This window comes from Mycobacterium sp. GA-1285 (assembly GCF_001499905.1).
Taxonomy (GTDB): domain Bacteria; phylum Actinomycetota; class Actinomycetes; order Mycobacteriales; family Mycobacteriaceae; genus Mycobacterium.
This window is the reverse complement of sequence record NZ_LQIS01000023.1, coordinates 115,530-134,691: the sequence shown is the minus strand read 5'-3', so window position 1 is coordinate 134,691 and position 19,162 is coordinate 115,530. Positions and strand designations below refer to the sequence as shown.

The window sequence follows — 19,162 nt, the reverse complement described above, 5'->3', positions numbered from 1 at the left end:
GTGTCGCCCCTCTAGCGGGTGTAGTAGTTCGGCGCCTCGACCGTCATCGCGATGTCATGCGGGTGGCTCTCCTTGAGCCCTGCCGCGGTGATCTGCACGAACTGCGCCTGCTGCAGCTGCTCGATGGTCGCCGACCCGGTGTAACCCATTGCCGCCCGCAGTCCACCGGTGAGCTGGTGGATCACCGTAGCCAGCGGGCCCCGGAAGGGCACGCGTCCCTCGATGCCCTCGGGCACGAGCTTGTCCTCGCTGAGCACGTCGTCCTGGAAGTAGCGGTCCTTGGAGTAGGACCCGCGCAACGTCCCGGCAGCGCCGCGGCCCTGCATGGCGCCGAGCGACCCCATGCCGCGGTAGCTCTTGAACTGCTTGCCGTTGACGAAGATCAATTCACCGGGCGACTCGGCCGTGCCCGCGAGCAGCGAACCCAGCATCGTCGTCGATGCGCCGGCGGCCAGAGCCTTGGCGATGTCTCCTGAGTACTGCAGTCCGCCGTCGGCGATCACCGGCACACCCGACGGTGCGCAGGCCGCCACCGCTTCCAAGATCGCGGTGATCTGCGGCGCGCCGACGCCGGCCACCACGCGGGTGGTGCAGATCGAGCCGGGCCCCACTCCGACCTTCACCGCGTCGGCACCGGCTTGCACCAGAGCGGCTGCGGCGGCACGCGTCGCGACGTTGCCGCCGATCACCTCGACCCGGTCGCCCACGGCGGCCTTGACCCGGCTCACCATGTCCAGCACACCGCGGTTGTGCGCGTGCGCGGTGTCCACCACGAGCACGTCGACGCCTGCGTCCACCAATGTCATTGCCCGCGTCCAGGCGTCGTCACCGACACCGACCGCCGCCCCGACGAGCAGCCTGCCGTCCTTGTCCTTGGTCGACAACGGGAACTGTTCGGTCTTGACGAAGTCCTTGACGGTGATCAGCCCGGTCAGCTTGCCGTGTCCGTCGACAATGGGAAGCTTCTCGATCTTGTTGCGGCGCAACAGTCCTAGCGCCGCCTCGGCGGACACTCCCTCGTGTGCGGTGATCAGCGGGGCCTTGGTCATCACCTCGGAGACCGGCTTGGACTGGTCCACCTCGAAGCGCATGTCGCGGTTGGTGATGATGCCGACCAGCTCACCGGTGTCGTCGACCACGGGCAGCCCCGAGATGCGGAACCGCGCGCACATCGCGTCGACCTCGGCCAGCGTGTTGTCCGGCGAGCAGGTGACCGGGTCGGTGACCATCCCGGCCTCGGAACGTTTGACCGTCTCGACCTGACCGGCCTGCTCGGCCACCGGAAGGTTGCGGTGCAGCACGCCCATCCCGCCTGCGCGGGCCATCGCGATCGCCATCCGAGACTCGGTGACGGTGTCCATCGCGGAACTCACCAGCGGCACCTTGAGCCGGATCTTCCTCGTCAACTGGCTGGAGGTGTCGGCGGTCGCGGGCACCACGTCAGAGGCCGCGGGCAGCAGCAGCACGTCGTCGAAGGTCAGGCCGAGCATGGCGACTTTCGTCGGGTCATCCCCGCCGGTCGGCACCGGCACCGCGATGGGGATGCTGCTTTCGGCGATCGACATGGTGGGGGCCTCCAGATACAACGCAGCCGAACACAGTCGTCGAGCTGAGTAACCATCCTATCGGCTGAGGGCCGGCATCCCGGCCTCACGTGCCATGACGCACATAACTATTCATAGGTCAACGACGTGGGCGTGACGGCTAGCGTTATCCCCGCCCCGCTGCGTAGTGTGGACTCGTGCGTGACCACCTGCCTCCGGGTTTGCCACCGGACCCGTTCGCCGATGACCCGTGCGACCCGTCGGCTGCCCTCGACGCGCTCGAGCCCGGCCAGCCGCTGGACCCCCAGGAGCGCACGGCGGTCGAGGCCGATCTCGCCGATCTGGCGGTGTACGAGGCGCTTCTGGCGCACCGGGGAATCCGCGGACTGGTCGTGTGCTGCGACGAGTGCCAGCAGGACCACTACCACGACTGGGACATGCTGCGCGCCAACCTGCTGCAACTACTGGTCGATGGCACGGTGCGCCCGCACGAACCCGCCTATGATCCCGAACCCGATGCCTACGTGACGTGGGATTACTGTCGCGGCTACGCCGATGCTTCCCTCAACGAGGCGGCGTCGGAGTCCGACGGCTACCGCTGAACCAACTCGAACTAACTCGGCTCCTCGACCGCGTCCGGCACGGTCACCGTCGTGACGGCCGTCTTGGGCGCGGGCGCTTCCAGGATCGGTTGCTGCGACGTGGGCGCTGCCGACGGTTGCTCATCGAACTGCTGATCGACCACTGAGGGCGGAGACGACGGGGTCGCAATCGGCACCCGAGCGCTCGGAGTCGGTAGCGGTGCGTCCGCCGTCGGCGTCGGTTGCGGGGCCGTCGGCGTCGGTTGCGGGGCCGTCGGCGTCGGTTGCGGGGTCGTCGGCGTCGGTTGCGGGGTGGCGCTCACGGTCGGCAGATCGGCGCTCGGCACCGAGGTCGGCGGGCTGCCCGGCAGGACCGTCGTCGATGGCGTTGCGGATGGCGGCGTCGTCTCGGATGGCGACGCCGGGGAAGACGGCTCCGACGGCACAGTGGTTTCCGATGTCGTCGCACCGTCGCTTGGAGTGAGCACGACGACCTCGGGGAAGGTCGGCGGCGGCGCATTCGGCGGCAGGGTTGCCGCAGCGTCCTGGGCCTCGACCTTGACCGTCAGCTCCTGCCACTTCGTGACCAAGTCTTCTTTGCGCGCAGTGTCGTCCACCGTCGCCACAGTGGTCGTCAACGTCTCGAGCTTGTCCTGGGCGGCTTCCCACTGACCCTGGTCGATCAGCTGCTGCACCTCGGCCATCTGTGTCTGCGCGGCCAAGACGACGGCGTCGTCGCGGGTGTCGTGCTGCTCTCCGAACAGCATGGTGCGCAGCCCATACAGCGAGTCGCCCGGACCCGCGCCGGCGACCACAGCACCGAAGCCGCCGATGCACAGCACCGCGGCCGCTGTCGATCCGACGACCGCCAGGGATGTGCGCGCGCGCCGACGCGATGCGGCGGCGCGGTCGAGGGCCAGCACCGCGTCACGCGGGGTGACGGTGGCGGTGGCGGGAGCATCGCGAACCTCGTCGCGCCAGCCCGTCAGCAACTGAGCCAGTTCGGCCTCACTCGGATCGGTCGAGTACACCGGCTGCTCGAAGGCCAACGCATCGAGGAACCGATCGGTGCGGTTGACCTCGTTCAGGGAGGGGTCACCCCCATTGGAGGTCCAGCGTCCGAAGTCAGGCATAGTCACGCCCCGTCGCCACGATCTCGGACTTCAATCGCGCCAGTGCCCGATGCTGGGCGACGCGAACGGCGCCGGCCGTACTGCCGACCGCCTCCGCGGTCTCCTCGGCGCTCATCCCCACCACGACGCGCAGGATCAGGATCTCGCGCTGTTTTTCGGGAAGCACCGCGAGGAGCTTGTTCATCCGTGCCGACGCCTCTGCGTCGAGTGCCATCTGCTCGGGGCCGGCGTCCAGCGAGAATCGTTCCGGCACGACATCGGTCGGGTCGGATCGATTCCTGGCTGCTGCGCGATGCGCGTCAGCAACCTTGTGGGCGGCAATGCCGTACACGAAGGCGAGGAACGGTCGTCCCTGATCCTTATAACGCGGCAGCGCCGTGATGGCGGCCAAGCAAACCTCCTGCGCAACGTCGTCTGCTGAGAGGCCACTGCGCTCTGTCGCCCCCACCCTCGCCCGGCAGTACCGAACAACGATCGGACGAATGGTCTCCAGCACCTCCCGGAGTGCGTCCCGGTTCCCTGCCACAGCCTCAGCAACGACAGCATCGAGACGTTCTCCCGAAAATGTCATCGTGGGCGATCTCTCCAACGTTACGAACAGGACCGGATCCGGCAGGCCGGTCAGCTAAACAATATCTGTCGCTTCCGAGTGGACCCGGTTACCGCACCGACCACACGCCGCCCCGCCGACGCACTGTATCGGCACAACGATTGCGGATCGCCACCATGTCGGACGTCGGATACTCGGCGCTGCCGATGTCGGCCAGCAAGCAGGCCAACGCCCATTGCAGCGGAACCATTCCGAAGCGCTGAGCTTCGTCGAGCGCCGCGTCGGCCACGCACCGAGCGCCGTCGAGATCGCCCGCGCTGCACAGAGCGGCGGCATGCACGACCGACGATTTCACCTCGTGGCGCACCGAGCCGAGGGCCGCGGCGTCGTCGACGGCGCGTTCGGCGTGACCTACCGCGGTTTCGCCGCGGCCGCGCGCCATTGCCAGTTCGGCCGACACCCATCCCAGCCGCACCCGCAGCCTCGGCGACGCGGAATCAGACCTCAGGTCGGCCGCACGATCCAGCGCGCGCGCCGAGGCCTCGAACCGGCCGATTCCCAACGCGTCGGCGGCCAGACCGATCAAGGCATCCGCGGCAGCTTCGGTATCCGATCCGGCCAGCGCCAACGCCCGTCCGTCCCATCGTCGCGCAAGGCTGTGCCATCCGAGCTGACGCAGGAACGACGCCTCGGTGCTGTGGGCCAGCGCGCGCTCGGGACCGGCGCCGCGGAACAGCGTCGCCAAATCGACACGCGCGCTGGCGTAGCGGCCCTGCCCGCCCGCCGCGACGGCCCGCAGCCACAACTCGTGCGGAGTGTTCGCCGCAGGCAACGGCCAACGGCCGGGATCGTCACCGAATGCGGCTCTTGCCAGAACGGTCTCTGCGGACATCGAGTGGCGACGGTATCAATTGGCGCGTGGCGCTGGTTAACAATTGATGCTCGCCATGTTACTTCCGTGTAAGCGGGCGGAGTTTGACTGTGCACACACAATTGACACGAACTGGAAAAATACGTTGCACGGTCGCCGCATTCGGTCCGCTTAGCACCGTTCTCGTCGCTTGTGGGTCGCAATGATGAACGTGAGGTAAATTCTGGGCCTGCGGTTATGTCAATAAGCACATGTCCGAGCTATTGACGAGATTTCGTGAGCACCCATACTTTGTGTCGACGAGTGGTCATCGGCGACTTGAGCTCGATCAGGTTTTGAACTCACTCATCCGTTCGTTTCCGAAATGGATGTGCAGAGAGGGGCTTCCAATGCCACAACCGCAGCAGCTGCCTGGGCCCAATGCTGATATCTGGGATTGGCAGATGGCCGGTCTTTGTCGAGGCGTCGATTCCTCCATGTTCTTTCACCCCGATGGGGAGCGCGGCCGCGCCCGCGCCCAGCGCGAGATGCGCGCGAAGGAGATGTGCCGCAAGTGCCCGGTGATCGCTCAGTGCCGCGCGCACGCCCTCGCCGTCGGTGAGCCCTACGGCATCTGGGGCGGGCTGTCGGAGTCCGAGCGCGAACTGTTGCTGAAACGCGGCATCCGGCGCGCCTCCTGACAGGCGCGCGCACCTATCCCCGGTCGGCCAGGGTGTGCAGCACCGAATCGGTTGTCGCCCAGTCCATGCACTTGTCGGTCACGGACTGCCCGTAGGTCAGGGGACGGGATTCGGGAGCCTGCGCACCGGCGACGAGGAAGCTCTCGAGCATCACCCCGCTGACCGGTAAGCCGTCGCGCACCAGCTGCGCCACCTCCGCGGCAACCTGTGCCTGGCGGAGGTGATCCTTTCCGGAATTGGCGTGGCTGCAATCGATTACGACGCGCCCGGGCAGTCCGACAGCGGTCAGCTTGGCTGCGGTCGTCTGGATGGCTTCGGCATCGCAGTTCGGTCCGTTGGTGCCGCCCCGCAGGATCACGTGGCAGTCCTCGTTACCGACGGTGTTCACCAGCGCACCGCGCCCGAGGTCGTCCATGCCGAAGAAGACATGCGGGGCGGCGGCGGCCTTGACTCCGTCGACGGCGACCTGGATGTTGCCGTCGGTGCCGTTCTTGAAGCCCACGGGCATCGACAGCCCGGACGCCAGTTGGCGGTGGACCTGCGATTCGGTGGTTCGGGCGCCGATCGCACCCCATGCGACGGCGTCGGCGATGTACTGAGGGCTGGTCGGCTCCAGGAACTCGCACCCGACCGGCAACCCGATGTCGACGATGTCGAGCAGCAGGTGACGGGCGATGCGCAGACCGCGGGCGACGTCGAAGGTGCCGTCCATGCCCGGGTCGTTGATCAGGCCCTTCCACCCGATCGTGGTACGCGGTTTCTCGAAGTAGACCCGCATCACGATCTTGAGGCGGTCGCTGAGTTTGCCGGCCACCTTGGCCAGCCGGCTGGCGTAGTCCAGCGCGGCTGACGGGTCATGCACCGAGCACGGTCCCACGACCACGAGCAGTCGGTCGTCGCGACCCGCGAGGATGTCGGCGATCTCCGCCCGATCACGCACCACCCGCTCGGCGCGCCGGGCACCCAGCGGGAATTCGCTGAGCACCTCGTGCGGGCTGGGGATCTCGCTGAAACCGCGGACCCGCCGGTCGGAGGTGGCGGGCGGGTTGACGGTCTGAGCCGGGTTCATGTTTCGGGTGCCTTTCTGGATCATGGGCGCCCGGTTCGACCCGGGCCCTTGAATGACGAAAGGCAGCGACCTGGTGGTCACTGCCTGGGCTCCGGGTGGATGCGTGCTTAGCGCTGCGCTTTATCGGCTCCGCCCGGAGCCTCGATAAAGCGCCAATAGCCGGCGCGCATCGCGATGTTCACGCCGACCAGGTTATACCGGGGTCGCGCCAGCACCCAAATCGGGGCAGACGAGTCCACGGTTGACAGTTCCGCGATCCGTCGACCCGATGGTCTACGACCTCTCGTCAGGTGGCTCGCAGACCATCGAGTTCGCGGACTCAGCCCTCCGTGTAGCGGTAGGTGCCGATAGTGCATACGTCAATTCGGTTGCGCACCAACTCATCACCGTCGTCGAACACTGCTTTGAAGTCATACAGGCAGGCACCAGAACCGTCATCGATGTTGATGTTGACCGATCGGCCGACCGGTAACACGCTCTCGCCGAGGATGTCTTCCTCCCACGTGTCGCGGCCGATGTTCGACGCGTAGAAGTGCACGATCGTGTGTTGCGTGTCATTGATGATTTCCACGTGGCGGTCTTGCGCGGTGGCCGGGCCAGCGGCCAATCCGACCAAGGCGGCAGCTGCCAGCATGATGCTGATCGTGAGCTTCTTCATCATCGTCTTCACTGGAGTCCCCCTCTCTCGAGCGGGGTGCGACGCTGAGACCATCCCGGCTCGACAGCCGCAGGCTGCGGCTATGTCCCCGCGTGACGAACGTAACCCTGCTACAGGGCAAATGGCGCGATTTTGACGATTCAGCGAAGTATTGTGCTCGATCTCGGCCACGCCGACATTGGTCCGGGCTCGAGTCCCTGAGCTGCGGACGAAGACGAGCCGTACAAGCCGCCGTCGAGTTCCTCACGAAAGCGGTTGTGACTCAGTCTCATTGAGATTGAGTGCATACACCTTCACGGCGGCCGACTTACTCCTGACTTCGAAACTTCCCCCGCTCGTCGAGCCCGGGTGGCGACACTTCAAAGGCTCGAATGGTTGCTGCGTCAACAAAATTGCGTCACCCGATCCCACCGCAAGCATGGCCACGTTGATCCACGTCGCGAACGCCGGGCGAGAGAGAGGGAGGGATTCGCCGATATCCGTATGCGAGGCGATGGCGGCCCTGGCGGGCCGCAGTGTGAGCCTCGATTCGCTCGCTCCGGCAATGATTCCGATACCGACAAAGAGGGCTGCGATCCAACCGAGAGTGACGACTACGCTCTTCGTCCTGCTAGGCGTGAGGTAGCCACGAACCGTTGCGCATCACCTGCTGAACACGTAGATCCTCTTCTAGTACAACACAATTGGCGTCCATACCGACGCGTAGGCTGCCGACACGGTCGAGCTTCAACGCGCGGGCCGGGGTGGTCGCCGTCATCCGTGCCGCCTTCACCAGCGCCTCATCCGAGCCGCCGAGTTGGCCGACCGCTGTCCGGAAAAGCCGATCCATGGTCGTCGTGCTGCCGGCGATCGTCGACTCCCCGCGCACCCGCGCGACGCGGTCAGTGACCTCCACCTCGACTGCTCCAATTCGAAATGAGCCGTCCGGCAGTCCGGCTGCCGCCATCGCGTCGGTGATCAGCGCGACGCGACCGGGCCCGACCGTCTCGATGACCTGCCGCACGAGCGCGGGATGAAGGTGCACGCCGTCGGCAATGAGCTCCACTGTGATCCCCGGGTCTTCGAGCAGCGCCAACGCCGGACCCGGGTCGCGATGGTGTAGTGGCCGCATCGCGTTGAACACATGGGTACCGACGGTCACGCCCGATTCGATCGCACGCCGTGCGTCGTCGTAGCCGGCATCTGTATGGCCAATGGCGACGACCACATCTGCGTCCACAATGCGGGTGATCGCATCTTGACTGCCCGGCAGCTCGGGCGCCAGGGTGACCATCCGAATAGTGCCGTCCGCAGCGGTGAGTAGAGCGTCGATCTCGGCTGGGTCGGGGTCCCGCATCAGCGTTGCGTCGTGTGCACCGCAGCGCACCGCACTCAGCCAGGGTCCTTCCAGGTGCACGCCTGCGACGGTTTTCTGTCGAGTCATCTCCGACAGCACGCGCACTTGGCGCAAGAGGTCCTCGGGTGATGCGGTGACCAGGCTGGCCACCGTCGTGGTGGTGCCGTGGCGCAGGTGGAACTCGGCCGCCTGTTCGATCTCTGAGCTGATGCCGTCGGCGTAGGACGCACCGCCACCTCCGTGCACATGCATGTCGACGAACCCGGGCACCACCACGTGATCCGCGAAGTCATGGTCGGGCGGTCGCGGTGGCGGGCCGGGCGCGCAGTCGATGATTCGGCCCCCGGAGGTAGCCAGCCAACCCGGCTTGCAGACCCGGTCCTCCAGGACGATGGTTCCCGCGGCGATGAGCGTCACCGCATCTCCACGAACCTGTGCAGGCCGCGCGGCTTGTCCGCGGTCATTGTTTCAACGCGTTGAGATCCTCGGCCGCGCCGCCGGCTTCATCCGGCCAGCGCCCGCCGTTTTCCCAGAAGTGGCGGATCTCCTCGAGCTGGCGGCCCTTGGTTTCCGGCGCGAATCGATAGACGAATACCAGCGCGGCCAGCGCGAAGGCACCGAACAGCGCAAACGTCCCGCCACCGCCCAGCGAATTGAGCATCGTCAGGAAGAAGGCGGCGATGATGGCATTTGCCACCAGATCGGAGGTGAGCATCGCACTCGAACCCATCGACCGGAGCCGAGTGGGAAAGCTCTCACCGGCGTAAACCCAGACCAACGCGCCGAAGCCGAAGGTGAACCCGATCGTGAACAGCAGCACGCCGAGGAACCCGATCGTGGTGAGCGCACCACCGAACTCCGTTCCGGCCACGAAAACGCCGATGAGCACGGCGTTGGCGGCGATCATCATCGCGATGCCGCCCAGCAGGATCGGTCGTCGACCTACTCGGTCGACCAGCATCAGTGAAACGAACACCGCTGCCAGAGCCGCTACCTGGATCAGCGCTGGAAGTATCAGCAGTGCGAAGTTTCCTTCGAAGCCCATGGCCTCGAACAGTCGGGGGCTGTAGTAGACGATCGCGTTGATGCCGGTGATCTGGATGAAGAAACCGAGCACCACCACGAAGACCGTGGCGCGAAGGTACGGCCGCCGGAGCATCTCGCGCACCGCGCCGCCGGTCTCCTCCTTGAGCGCGCGGCTGATCTCGGCGAGTTCGGCTTCGACGTCGGCGCTCGCCTCGACCCGGCGCAGCGTTTGACGGGCCTCGTCGACCCGGCCCTTGAGCATGTACCACCGCGCGGTGTCCGGCATCCACAACAGCAGCAACGTGACGAGCACCGCCGGTATCGCAGCCAGGCCCAGCATCCACCGCCAGCTGCCCGAACCGGCCAGGAAGTACGCCGCCAGGTAGCCGATGATGATGCCGACGACCGTGGCCACCTGATAGGCGACCAACAGCGAACCGCGGACCTTCGCCGGTGCCAGTTCGGCGACGAACACCGGAACGACCACCACCGACACACCGATGGTGAGGCCCAGCAGAAGGCGCGACACCAGCAGCATGGCCACCGACACCGACAACGCGCTGAGAAGCGCGAAGGCCGCGTACGCGACGGCGACGAGCACCATCGACTTCTTGCGTCCGATGGCGTTGGCGAGCATCCCGCCGCCGACCGCCCCGACGATCTGGCCGACGACTATCGCTGTGGTCACCAATTCCTGCTGCCGGGTGGTCAGCCCGAACTCGTCGGTGATGAACAGAAGCGCACCGGCGATGTTGGAGAGGTCGTAACCGTAGATGACGCCGACACTGGCCGCCGCGACGGCCACCAGCAGTCCCAGGCGGGGGGACCGCCGGATAGCGGTGTTGCCCACGTTGATCCTTTCGCCGGTGAAGAGAAAGTCTAAGGAAATGGCAGGAGCGGCACTGACAGACGCGCCGCGGTAATTCGAGGTGAACCTGAGGGGCAACGGATCATTGCCATCGCGAGAGGTACACCAGGGTCGCGATTTGAGGTTGACCGACAGCCCTGCTGTAACTCTCGCGAACTGAACCGGCACTCCCAGGGAGCTTCGGGAGACCGTCTCGGCGGCTCCAGATGTAAGCCGCCGCCGCGTCAATGTTGAGGGTCGAGCCCAAAGACGTGTACCGCGGCTGACTTACCTTTCAGCTCGTGAGATCCTCGATCGACGAGTACGGGTCGAGAACTCAGCGCACCGACGGTCTCATGCGTGAGAAGGATTGGGTCGCCGGTGATTTTCGTAAGCTGCTCGACGCGGGCGGCGACGTTGACGGTGTCGCCGATCAAGGTGAACTCCAGCTTGCCACCCCCACCGATGGTGCCGGCGATCACAACACCGGTGTTAATGCCGAAACCGATACGCAGCGTGCCGTCAAATCGCTGGGCAACCAGGCGATGAATCAGCACAGCGGTGCCCACTGCGGCGTCGGCGTGATCGGCCAGTTCGTTGGGTGCACCGAAGACCGCCAGCGCGCCGTCGCCGAGGAACTTGTTGACGTGCCCACCGGCATCCACGGCTGCAGGCACGACGATCTCGAACAATGCGTTGAGACGCGCGACGACGTCCTCGGCGGGGTTGGCCTCTGCAAAAGGCGTGAAGTCGCGGATGTCGACGAACATCACCGTCACCTCGCGGCGCTCTCCGGTGAAGACATCGTCACCCTGTTCGAGCAGACGCGCCGCCAGCGCTGGATCGACGTAGGTTCCGAACGCCGACTGAAGTCGTTGTCGCTCAGCCAAACCCGCTTGCATTTGGTTGAACGACGCCGCCAGCGAACCGAGATCATCGTCCTGGACCACCGGTAGACGCCGGCTGTAGTCGCCTGCGGCGACACGTTTGGTTCCCTCGGCGAGATCGCGAATCGGTTGCAAGGAGCGGGAAAACGCGGCACCTACGGTAATCGGCACTGCAAAGCCGACTGCCAACGCACAGCCGATCACGACGGATAGTATGGGCAACTCTCTCGTCCGATCGAGCACGCTCGCCAGGAACGCGCCCCCGGCGGCGAACACAAACGCGACCGCGACCATCGACACGTTCGACCAGGCGGCAAACGTCGGACGAGGACGCGGCAGAGCATCTCCTATGCCCGTATCACCGGCGATGGCCACCCTAGCCGGCCGCAGTGCTGCTTCGACGAATCCATGCACGGCGACCAGTTGCACAAGAGTGCCGAAGACGGCACCCGTGATCGAATACTGGACTAACCGGAAAACCGTGGCTCCGGCGATCGCACCGACGGCGACCCCTTGCAAGGCGCCGAATACAGCATTGGCGACCACCGCTCGGGCCACTGTCGCCCGAGCCCAGCTGTAGGTGGCGTCCAGTGCCTTTACCCGATCGACGTCGCGGCCGGCTGCCCACCGCTGTATTGCGCGCCAGCCGCCCACGCCAGGCAATGCCATCACGTACACGAGCACGGGCACAGCCAAAGCGCTGACGGCGGCCGCCTCGACGTAGTGACTGGACCCCTCGTAGGCGACAACGAGAAGTGACCAAACTAGGTAGATGGGCAGCAGGACAGGAATGCTGATTCCGTAGAGCGCCCACGAGTACTTGGTGCCGTGCCGGTTCCACGCCCATTGCCAGATGCGTTCCATGCCGAAACAAAACACCCCCGGTTCGGTAACCGGGGGTGTTTCGAACTACTTCTCAGTGATGGTGATGGCCATGCCCGTGTCCGTGGCCGTCGTCCTGTGGCTCCTCCGGCTTGTCGACGACTGCGGTCTCGGTCGTCAGCACCATACGGGCCACCGACGCCGCGTTCAGCACCGCCGAACGCGTGACCTTCACCGGATCGACGACACCGTCGGCCGCCAGATCACCGAAGGAGAGCGTCGCGGCGTTGAAGCCCTGTCCCGCAGGCAGATCGGCGACCTTGCTCACCACAACCGCGCCGTCCTGACCGGCATTGGTGGCGATCCAGTACAGCGGGGAACCGAGCGCGCCTGCGAACAACTCGACACCGAGGCGCTCGTCGCCGGACAGGCTGTCGCGCAACTTTTCCAGCGCGCCGCGCGTCTGGAGCAGCGCGGAGCCGCCGCCGGTGATCACGCCCTCTTCGACCGCGGCCTTGGCCGCCGCGACGGCGTCCTCCACGGCTTCTTTGCGCTTCTTCAGATCGGTCTCGGTGGCGGCACCCACCTGGATGACGGCGACGCCGCCGGCCAGCTTGGCCAACCGCTCCTCGAGCTTCTCGCGATCCCAGTCGGAATCGGAGACCTCGATCTCGGAACGCAGCTGCGCCTTTCGCGCCTCGATGGCCTCCTTGGTGCCGCCACCGTCGACGATCGTGGTGCTGTCCTTGTCCACCACCACCCGCCGAGCAGTACCCAGCACCTCGAGGCCCACCTCGCGCAGCACCAGGCCGACGTCCGGGTTGACGACCTGACCGCCGGTGACGATGGCGAGGTCTTCGAGGAACGCCTTGCGGCGGTCGCCGAAGAACGGCGCCTTGACCGCCACGGCCTTCAACGTCTTACGGATGGCGTTGACCACCAGCGTCGAGAGTGCTTCGCCCTCAACATCTTCCGCGACGATCAGCAACGGTTTACCCGCCTCGGCGACCTTCTCCAGCAGCGGAAGCAAATCGGGCAGCGAGCTGATCTTCTCCCGGTGCAGCAACACCAGCGCGTCCTCGAGCACCGCCTCCTGGGCGTCGAAGTCGGTGACGAAATACGCCGAGAGATAACCCTTGTCGAAGCCGACGCCGTCGGTCATCTCCAGGGAAGTCTCCAGCGTCGAGGATTCCTCGACGGAGACGACGCCGTCGGCGCCGACCTTGGTCATCGCCTCGCCGACCAGCTCGCCGACCTTCTCGTCGCGAGACGAGACCGTCGCGACCTGCGCGATGGCGTTCTTGTCCGACACCGGTGTGGCCGCGGCCAGCAGAGCCTCCGACACCGCATCGGCGGCCTTGGCGATGCCCGAACCGAGCGCGATCGGGTTGGCCCCCGCGGCGACGTTGCGCAGCCCGCCCTTGACCAGTGCCTGGGCCAGCACGGTGGCGGTGGTGGTGCCGTCGCCTGCGACGTCGTTGGTCTTGGTGGCGACCGACTTGAGAAGCTGCGCCCCGAGGTTCTCGAACGGGTCTTCCAGGTCGATCTCACGGGCGATCGTCACACCGTCGTTGGTGACGGTCGGCCCGCCCCACGACTTGGCCAGCACCACGTTCCTGCCGCGCGGGCCAAGGGTCACCCGCACCGCGTCGGCCAGCTTGTCAACGCCGGCTTCCATTGCGCGGCGCGCAGTTTCGTTGAACTCAATCTGCTTGCTCATGGCTGTCTTTCTTCTGGCTGCAATTCGCTAGAGACGCATGCCGCCCCGGAAATCACCCGTGCGGACGGGGATTCCCGGGGCGGAACACGGGTGCTTACTTGTTGACGACGGCCAGCACGTCGCGTGCCGAGAGGATCAGGTACTCCTCGCCGTTGTACTTGATCTCGGTGCCGCCGTACTTGCTGTAGATGACGGTGTCGCCCTCGGAGACGTCCAGCGGGATGCGCTTTTCGCCGTCCTCATCCCAGCGGCCGGGGCCAACTGCGACGACGGTGCCTTCCTGCGGCTTTTCCTTGGCGGTGTCGGGGATGACCAGACCGGATGCGGTCGTGGTCTCGGCCTCGTTGGCCTGAACGAGGATCTTGTCCTCGAGTGGCTTGATGTTCACGCTCGCCACGATGGAGCCCTCCACTAGTTCGGGTGTCGATCCGGGTACCCGGATCTCTCAGTTACCAGGTGTTCGGCATGCGCCCGTGCCCACGCACCGTCGTCGCGGGTGCCGGCGCAGGGATTGGCCGCGTGCCACCTAGCACTCTATACACGAGAGTGCTAGCACTCAAGGTCGGGTCCCGACAGGATCAGGCCACTTGGGCCCGCACGACGGGAAGGCCCGGATCGCTGGCGGCGTCCAGCGGCGACGGCGCCGCCCCCGCGGCGATCAGGTGCGCGGCGAACGAGGCGATCATCGCGCCGTTGTCGGTGCACAGGCGTGGTCGCGGAATCCGCAGCGTCAGTCCGTTGGCGGCGCACCGCTCCTCGGACAGCTCGCGCAGCCGCGAGTTCGCCGCCACGCCGCCGGCGATCAGCAGCGTCGAGACCCCCAGCGTCTTGGCCGCCCGCACCGCCTTGAGCGTCAGCACGTCGGCAACCGCCTCCTGAAATCCGGCCGCCACATCCGCCGTCGACGCCTCCGGGTGGCTTTCGACATACCTCGCGACCGCGGTCTTGAGCCCCGAGAAGCTGAACGCGAACGGATCGTCGCGCGGGCCGGTCATGCCCCTCGGGAACACGATCGCGTCCCGGTCGCCTTCCCGGGCCAGCTCGTCGAGCACCCTGCCGCCGGGATAGCCCAGGCCCAGCAGCCGCGCCACCTTGTCGTAGGCCTCTCCCGCGGCGTCGTCGACCGTGCTGCCGAGCTCGACGATGGGCTCGCCCAGCGATCGCACGTGCAGCAGGTTGGTGTGCCCGCCCGACACCAGCAGGCCGATGCTCTCCGGCAGCGGTCCGTGGTCATAGACGTCGGCGGCGAGGTGCCCACCCAGGTGGTTGACGGCGTAGAACGGCACCTGCCACGCGGCCGAATACGCCTTGGCCGCAGCAACTCCCACCAGCAGCGCACCTGCCAGGCCGGGGCCGATCGTCGCGGCGACGACGTCGGGTCTGGCCACTCCGGCCGTCTGCAGCGCGCGGCGCATCGTCGGGCCCAGCGCCTCCAGATGTGCCCGCGACGCGATCTCCGGCACCACCCCGCCGAACCGGGCGTGTTCGTCGACGCTGGAGGCCACCTCGTCGGCGAGCAAGGTCACCGATCCGTCGGCACCCAATTCGGCGACGCCGACGCCGGTTTCGTCGCAGGAGCTCTCGATGGCCAGGATGATCGTCATGTCGGGTCTCGCCGCATCGTATAGGCGTCGGCGCCGCTGGCCCGGTAATACCGTTTACGCACCCCGACATTGGTGAAGCCGAAGCTTTCGTACAGCTTGATCGCGGCGTCGTTGTCGGTGCGGACCTCGAGAAACACCGTGCCGCCCGAGGCATGGTCGAGCAGTTCGGCGAGCATGCGCTTGCCGACCCCCTGGCCCTGGTAGGCGGGGTCGACGCCGATGGTGTGAATCTCGTACTCGTAAGGCTTCTTTCGGCCCAGGCGGGCGATGCCGGCGTAGCCGACGAGCTTGTCCTCATCGCGTGCGGCGACGTAGCGGATGTGCTTGGCGGCGAGCTCAGCGCGGAACGCGCGCTCGGGCCACGGATCGTCGCCGTCGAACAGCTGCGCCTCCAACTCGGCGCATCTGACCGCATCGGACGGCTGCAACGGCCCGTACTCGATGCTCATCGCCGGGCCACCGAGGGCTTGGCGTCGGGCCGGCGCAGGTACAGCGGGACGAGAGGGGCCGGCACGGCGTCCCAGTCCGCCACCGCGCGCACCAGCCCCGAAGCGGTCGGATACACCGGCGCCTGGCGCGGTAGGTCGAACAGTGCGGCATGCTCGGGCGAACCCGCGACGGCGACGGCGCCGGCGGGGACGTCCGCGGCTGCGCAGACGGCGGGTCCGTCGATGCGTAATCCGTCGCGGTAGCGCGCCCAGTAGACCTCACGGCGACGCGCGTCGGTCACGACGAGCACGTCGCCGACGGTATCCACCCCGATGGCATCCAGGCTGCAGACGCCGTGGACCGGGATGCCGAGCGCGTGACCGTAAGCGGCGGCGGTCGCCATCCCGACGCGTAGGCCGGTGAACGGTCCCGGCCCGCACCCGACGACCACCGCGTCCAGGTCGTCGACGCTTAATCCGGCGTCGGCCAGCGCCTGCACCGCGTTCGGGGTCAGCTGCTCGGCATGAGCCCGCGCGTCGACCGTCACCCGCTCGGCGAGCACCTCCACCGCGTCGAGGCGCACCACGCCCGCCGTCACCGCAGGCGTCGCGGTGTCGATGGTCAGCACGTTCACGCCTTGCTCCACTCCCACATCGCGGTGCGCACCTCGGTGTCGCGGGCACGCTCGAGCCGCACGTCGAGGTGGCTGTCGGAGAGCCGTTCGGCCAGCCCTTCACCCCATTCGACGACCACCACGGCGTCGTCGAGATCGGTGTCCAGGTCCAGCGAGTCGAGTTCGGCGAGCAGGTCGACCGACGGGTGGTCCAGGAGGCGGTACATGTCGACGTGGATCATCGCCGGTGCGCCCGACCGGCGGGCCCGGTGCACGCGGGCCAGCACGAAAGTCGGCGAGATCACTGGCCCCTCCACATCCATCGCCTGCGCAATCCCCTTGGCCAGCACGGTCTTTCCCGCGCCGAGCGGTCCGGAGAGGACGACGACGTCGCCCGCGTGCAGCTGCTCACCGAGCTCGGCGCCGAGCGCGACGGTGTCCGCTGCGGTCGGCAGTTCGGCCGTACCCGCGCCGCGCTCACCCATTGTTGCGGACCTTCTCGCGAACCCTTCTCGTCAGCGCGACGAGCTTGGACGGTGTCGCGCGTTCGACGAGCCGGACCAGCGCCTCGTTGATGGCCTCGGGTTGTTCGAGTTGCACGAGATGCCCTGCGCCGCCGACGATCACCAGTTGCGCCTTCGGAAGAACCGCGGCCATGGCTTGCGAGTACTCCATCGGGGTCAGCAGGTCGCGGTCGCCGCAGGCGATCAGGGTCGGGATCTTGGCCAGCGTCGTCAGGCCGTCGATTTCGTTGTGCACCTCGAGCGCGTGCAGGAATTCGACGAGCGTCGCGATCGGTGTGTCGTGCATCATCCGTTCGGAGAACGCCACGACGCTCGGGCTGATCTTCTCGTCGCCGTAGGACGCGGCGCGCAGGATCGGCGCGATCACCGACTTCGCCGCGCCGCGGGTGCGGTGCACCATCTTCGGCGCGTACCGCACCGCGAAGCGAGCCGCCTCCAGCGCCGGATTCTTCAGGATCTCGCCCAGCGGCGAACGCGAAACGCCTTCGGCCGCCGAGGCGATGATGGCGGCGCCGACGATCCGCTTCGGATAGTGCTGCGGGAACTGTCGCGCGTGCGACAGCACGGTCATCCCGCCCATCGAATGCCCGACCAGCACCACCGGACCGCGCGGGACCACCACTGCCAGCACGGCTTCCAGATCCTGTCCGAGTTGGGCCACCGTGTAGGTCTCGGGGGCAGCCTCGTCCGACTGACCGTGCCCACGCTGGTCGTAGAACACCATCCGGACCTGCGGGCCCCACTGCTCGGTCAGCCTGACACGCTGAAAGTAGAAGGCGCCCATACGCAGACAGAATCCGTGCGCGAACACCACGGTCAACGGCGCATCTTGCGGGCCGACCTCACGGACTGCCAGCGATACGCCGTCGGGTGTGGTGACGACGGAACTGCGGTCGGCGTCGAGGAGTTCGAAATCCTCGTCCTTGTAGTGGTCCACGGTGTCGAGGCGACGCCGCAGCGAGCGCGCGGCCGACATTCCCGCCGCACTGCCGACCGCGGTCAGGCCGGCCGCGCCGGCGAGCCAGCGCCCGTTCGCGTTGCGGCGGCGGCGTGGGATCGGAATTCCGGCGTTCATCAATGCGTCTCGTCGATCGTTCCGGTATAGGTCTGTACGAAGCGGCCACGCGGACTGGTCACGACCTCGTAGTTGATGGTGCCGAGCAGGTCGGCCCACTCCTGGGTCGTCGGCTCACCGTGCGTGCCGGGCCCGAACAGGATGGCGTCGTCACCTTCCGCGGCCCCGCCATCCGGTCCGAGGTCTACGACGAATTGATCCATGCAGATCCGGCCGACGTTGCGGCATCGCCGCCCGTTGATCAGCACGTCGATGCGGTTGCTCAACGTGCGAAAGACCCCGTCGGCGTAACCGACCGGCAACAGCGCCACCGTGGTGTCCCGGTCGGCGATCCAGGTGTGCCCGTAGGACACACCGTCGCCGGCCTGCAGCGACCGCACCAGTGCCACAGGGCATTTGAGGGTCATCGCCGGACGCAGCCCCATGTTCCCGCGCTCGGGTATCGGGGTCTGGCCGTACACCGCGATACCGGCCCGCACCAGGTCGAAGGCCAGATCGCGCCGCGTCATCGCTGCCGGGCTGTTGCTCAGGTGCACGATTTCGAACTGCACGCCGTGTTCGGCCGCATACGCCCGCATCTGGGTGAGCCGCTGCGCCTGCAGGTCGTTGAGCGGATCGTCGGGACGGTCGCCGTTCACGAGGTGAGACATCAGTCCCCGTACGCTGATCGCTCCGTCGTCCTGCGCACGCTTGACCGCGGCGATCATCGCCGGGAAGTCGGCACGACCGACGCCGTTGCGGCTCAGCCCGGTGTCGACCTTGACGGTCACCGAGGCACTGCGCCCGGTCCGTGCGACGGCGTCGAGCAATTCGTCGAGCTGGCGCACCGACGACACCGCGATCTGGACGTCGGCGGCCACCGCGGGCGCGAAGTCGGTGCCCGGCGGGTGCAGCCAGGCCAGCACCGGGGCGGTGATGCCGTCCTGGCGCAGCCCCAAGGCCTCGGCGACCGTCGCCACCCCGAGCTCGGTGGCGCCTGCGGCCAGCGCGACCCGGCTCACCTGCGTGGCGCCGTGGCCGTATCCGTCGGCTTTGACCACGACCATCACCTGGGCGGTGCCCGCGAGGTCGCGCAGCAACCGCACGTTGTGGGCGATCGCGTCGAGGTCGACCACCGCCTGGGGGGCCACTATCGCGGTCGGCGTCGTCAGCTGGGTCGTGTGCATTGTCGTTTCACCACGGCCGATTGTCCC

Annotated in this window: 19 protein-coding genes; 2 read left to right on the top strand and 17 right to left on the bottom strand. The window is 67.0% G+C overall.

Translation table 11 applies throughout. The features are described from left to right. Positions 1 to 11: 11 nt before the first annotated feature. Positions 12 to 1,565 (bottom strand): IMP dehydrogenase, encoded by a 1,554-nt coding sequence (gene guaB / locus AU193_RS14390; RefSeq protein WP_064423156.1) that lies wholly within the window; start codon positions 1,563 to 1,565, stop codon positions 12 to 14. A 176-nt stretch (positions 1,566 to 1,741) separates the two neighbouring features. Between guaB and AU193_RS14385 the strand changes: the two genes are divergently transcribed. Continuing rightward, complete coding sequence (locus AU193_RS14385) at positions 1,742 to 2,146, top strand: DUF5319 domain-containing protein (RefSeq protein WP_064423029.1); 405 nt, start codon at positions 1,742 to 1,744, stop codon at positions 2,144 to 2,146. Positions 2,147 to 2,157: 11 nt separating this feature from the next. Here AU193_RS14385 and AU193_RS14380 read toward each other — a convergent pair whose 3' ends face one another. The 3 genes from AU193_RS14380 to AU193_RS14370 form a co-directional block, all read right to left on the bottom strand. Then, positions 2,158 to 3,258, bottom strand: a complete 1,101-nt coding sequence (locus AU193_RS14380) for an anti-sigma-D factor RsdA (RefSeq protein WP_064423028.1) — start codon at positions 3,256 to 3,258, stop codon at positions 2,158 to 2,160. Beyond that, entirely contained in the window at positions 3,251 to 3,829 is a 579-nt protein-coding gene (locus AU193_RS14375) for a sigma-70 family RNA polymerase sigma factor (RefSeq protein WP_064423027.1), read from the bottom strand. Before AU193_RS14375 ends, AU193_RS14380 begins: the two co-directional genes overlap by 8 nt. Positions 3,830 to 3,917: 88 nt before the next feature. Further along, entirely contained in the window at positions 3,918 to 4,700 is a 783-nt protein-coding gene (locus tag AU193_RS14370) for a lipopolysaccharide assembly protein LapB (protein WP_064423026.1), read from the bottom strand. Between the two features lie 368 nt (positions 4,701 to 5,068). On the opposite strand from AU193_RS14370, the gene AU193_RS14365 reads away from it, so the two are divergent. After that, entirely contained in the window at positions 5,069 to 5,359 is a 291-nt protein-coding gene (locus AU193_RS14365) for a WhiB family transcriptional regulator (protein WP_064400598.1), read from the top strand. A 13-nt stretch (positions 5,360 to 5,372) separates the two neighbouring features. On the opposite strand, the gene AU193_RS14360 is transcribed toward AU193_RS14365, so the two are convergent. The 13 genes from AU193_RS14360 to alr all read right to left on the bottom strand — a co-directional run bounded on the left by AU193_RS14360 (position 5,373) and on the right by alr (position 19,156). Next, entirely contained in the window at positions 5,373 to 6,428 is a 1,056-nt protein-coding gene (locus AU193_RS14360; protein ID WP_064423155.1) for a 3-deoxy-7-phosphoheptulonate synthase, read from the bottom strand. A 319-nt stretch (positions 6,429 to 6,747) separates the two neighbouring features. Continuing rightward, complete coding sequence (locus AU193_RS14355) at positions 6,748 to 7,089, bottom strand: hypothetical protein (protein WP_064423154.1); 342 nt, start codon at positions 7,087 to 7,089, stop codon at positions 6,748 to 6,750. Between the two features lie 607 nt (positions 7,090 to 7,696). After that, positions 7,697 to 8,839 carry an N-acetylglucosamine-6-phosphate deacetylase gene (gene nagA / locus AU193_RS14350; protein WP_064423025.1) on the bottom strand — a complete coding sequence of 381 codons (1,143 nt, stop codon included), beginning with the start codon at positions 8,837 to 8,839 and terminating at the stop codon, positions 7,697 to 7,699. A gap of 43 nt (positions 8,840 to 8,882) precedes the next feature. Further along, positions 8,883 to 10,283: a sugar porter family MFS transporter gene (locus AU193_RS14345; RefSeq protein ID WP_064423153.1), complete on the bottom strand. Its 1,401-nt coding sequence runs from the start codon at positions 10,281 to 10,283 to the stop codon at positions 8,883 to 8,885. A 257-nt stretch (positions 10,284 to 10,540) separates the two neighbouring features. After that, positions 10,541 to 12,046 (bottom strand): adenylate/guanylate cyclase domain-containing protein, encoded by a 1,506-nt coding sequence (locus AU193_RS14340; protein WP_064423024.1) that lies wholly within the window; start codon positions 12,044 to 12,046, stop codon positions 10,541 to 10,543. 52 nt (positions 12,047 to 12,098) lie between these two features. Continuing rightward, positions 12,099 to 13,724: a chaperonin GroEL gene (gene groL, locus AU193_RS14335; protein WP_064423023.1), complete on the bottom strand. Its 1,626-nt coding sequence runs from the start codon at positions 13,722 to 13,724 to the stop codon at positions 12,099 to 12,101. 94 nt (positions 13,725 to 13,818) lie between these two features. Then, complete coding sequence (gene groES, locus AU193_RS14330; protein ID WP_046754122.1) at positions 13,819 to 14,121, bottom strand: co-chaperone GroES; 303 nt, start codon at positions 14,119 to 14,121, stop codon at positions 13,819 to 13,821. Positions 14,122 to 14,302: 181 nt separating this feature from the next. Next, positions 14,303 to 15,328: a tRNA (adenosine(37)-N6)-threonylcarbamoyltransferase complex transferase subunit TsaD gene (gene tsaD, locus AU193_RS14325; protein WP_064423022.1), complete on the bottom strand. Its 1,026-nt coding sequence runs from the start codon at positions 15,326 to 15,328 to the stop codon at positions 14,303 to 14,305. After that, on the bottom strand, positions 15,325 to 15,777 hold the full coding sequence (gene rimI / locus AU193_RS14320; RefSeq protein ID WP_064423021.1) for a ribosomal protein S18-alanine N-acetyltransferase: 453 nt from the start codon (positions 15,775 to 15,777) through the stop codon (positions 15,325 to 15,327). The genes tsaD and rimI overlap by 4 nt, the downstream gene beginning before the upstream one ends. After that, entirely contained in the window at positions 15,774 to 16,409 is a 636-nt protein-coding gene (tsaB, locus tag AU193_RS14315; RefSeq protein WP_172798305.1) for a tRNA (adenosine(37)-N6)-threonylcarbamoyltransferase complex dimerization subunit type 1 TsaB, read from the bottom strand. The genes rimI and tsaB overlap by 4 nt, the downstream gene beginning before the upstream one ends. Next, entirely contained in the window at positions 16,388 to 16,855 is a 468-nt protein-coding gene (tsaE, locus tag AU193_RS14310) for a tRNA (adenosine(37)-N6)-threonylcarbamoyltransferase complex ATPase subunit type 1 TsaE (RefSeq protein ID WP_064423019.1), read from the bottom strand. Before tsaE ends, tsaB begins: the two co-directional genes overlap by 22 nt. Beyond that, on the bottom strand, positions 16,848 to 17,969 hold the full coding sequence (locus AU193_RS14305; RefSeq protein WP_064423018.1) for an alpha/beta fold hydrolase: 1,122 nt from the start codon (positions 17,967 to 17,969) through the stop codon (positions 16,848 to 16,850). Before AU193_RS14305 ends, tsaE begins: the two co-directional genes overlap by 8 nt. Then, a complete protein-coding gene (gene alr / locus AU193_RS14300; protein ID WP_371259210.1) occupies positions 17,969 to 19,156 on the bottom strand; it encodes an alanine racemase in 1,188 nt (395 codons plus the stop codon). The genes AU193_RS14305 and alr overlap by 1 nt, the downstream gene beginning before the upstream one ends. Positions 19,157 to 19,162: the final 6 nt, after the last annotated feature.

Excerpts from the sequence above, each read along its gene's own strand:
- AU193_RS14380 (WP_064423028.1), bottom strand. The coding sequence starts at position 3,258 with ATGCCTGACTTCGGACGCTGGACCTCCAATGGGGGTGACCCCTCCCTG.
- groL (WP_064423023.1), bottom strand. The coding sequence starts at position 13,724 with ATGAGCAAGCAGATTGAGTTCAACGAAACTGCGCGCCGCGCAATGGAA.
- AU193_RS14360 (WP_064423155.1), bottom strand. The coding sequence starts at position 6,428 with ATGAACCCGGCTCAGACCGTCAACCCGCCCGCCACCTCCGACCGGCGG.
- tsaE (WP_064423019.1), bottom strand. The coding sequence starts at position 16,855 with ATGGGTGAGCGCGGCGCGGGTACGGCCGAACTGCCGACCGCAGCGGAC.
- AU193_RS14305 (WP_064423018.1), bottom strand. The coding sequence starts at position 17,969 with ATGAACGCCGGAATTCCGATCCCACGCCGCCGCCGCAACGCGAACGGG.
- AU193_RS14340 (WP_064423024.1), bottom strand. The coding sequence starts at position 12,046 with ATGGAACGCATCTGGCAATGGGCGTGGAACCGGCACGGCACCAAGTAC.
- AU193_RS14375 (WP_064423027.1), bottom strand. The coding sequence starts at position 3,829 with ATGACATTTTCGGGAGAACGTCTCGATGCTGTCGTTGCTGAGGCTGTG.
- AU193_RS14365 (WP_064400598.1), top strand. The coding sequence starts at position 5,069 with ATGCCACAACCGCAGCAGCTGCCTGGGCCCAATGCTGATATCTGGGAT.
- guaB (WP_064423156.1), bottom strand. The coding sequence starts at position 1,565 with ATGTCGATCGCCGAAAGCAGCATCCCCATCGCGGTGCCGGTGCCGACC.
- AU193_RS14355 (WP_064423154.1), bottom strand. The coding sequence starts at position 7,089 with ATGATGAAGAAGCTCACGATCAGCATCATGCTGGCAGCTGCCGCCTTG.
- AU193_RS14370 (WP_064423026.1), bottom strand. The coding sequence starts at position 4,700 with ATGTCCGCAGAGACCGTTCTGGCAAGAGCCGCATTCGGTGACGATCCC.
- tsaD (WP_064423022.1), bottom strand. The coding sequence starts at position 15,328 with ATGACGATCATCCTGGCCATCGAGAGCTCCTGCGACGAAACCGGCGTC.
- rimI (WP_064423021.1), bottom strand. The coding sequence starts at position 15,777 with ATGAGCATCGAGTACGGGCCGTTGCAGCCGTCCGATGCGGTCAGATGC.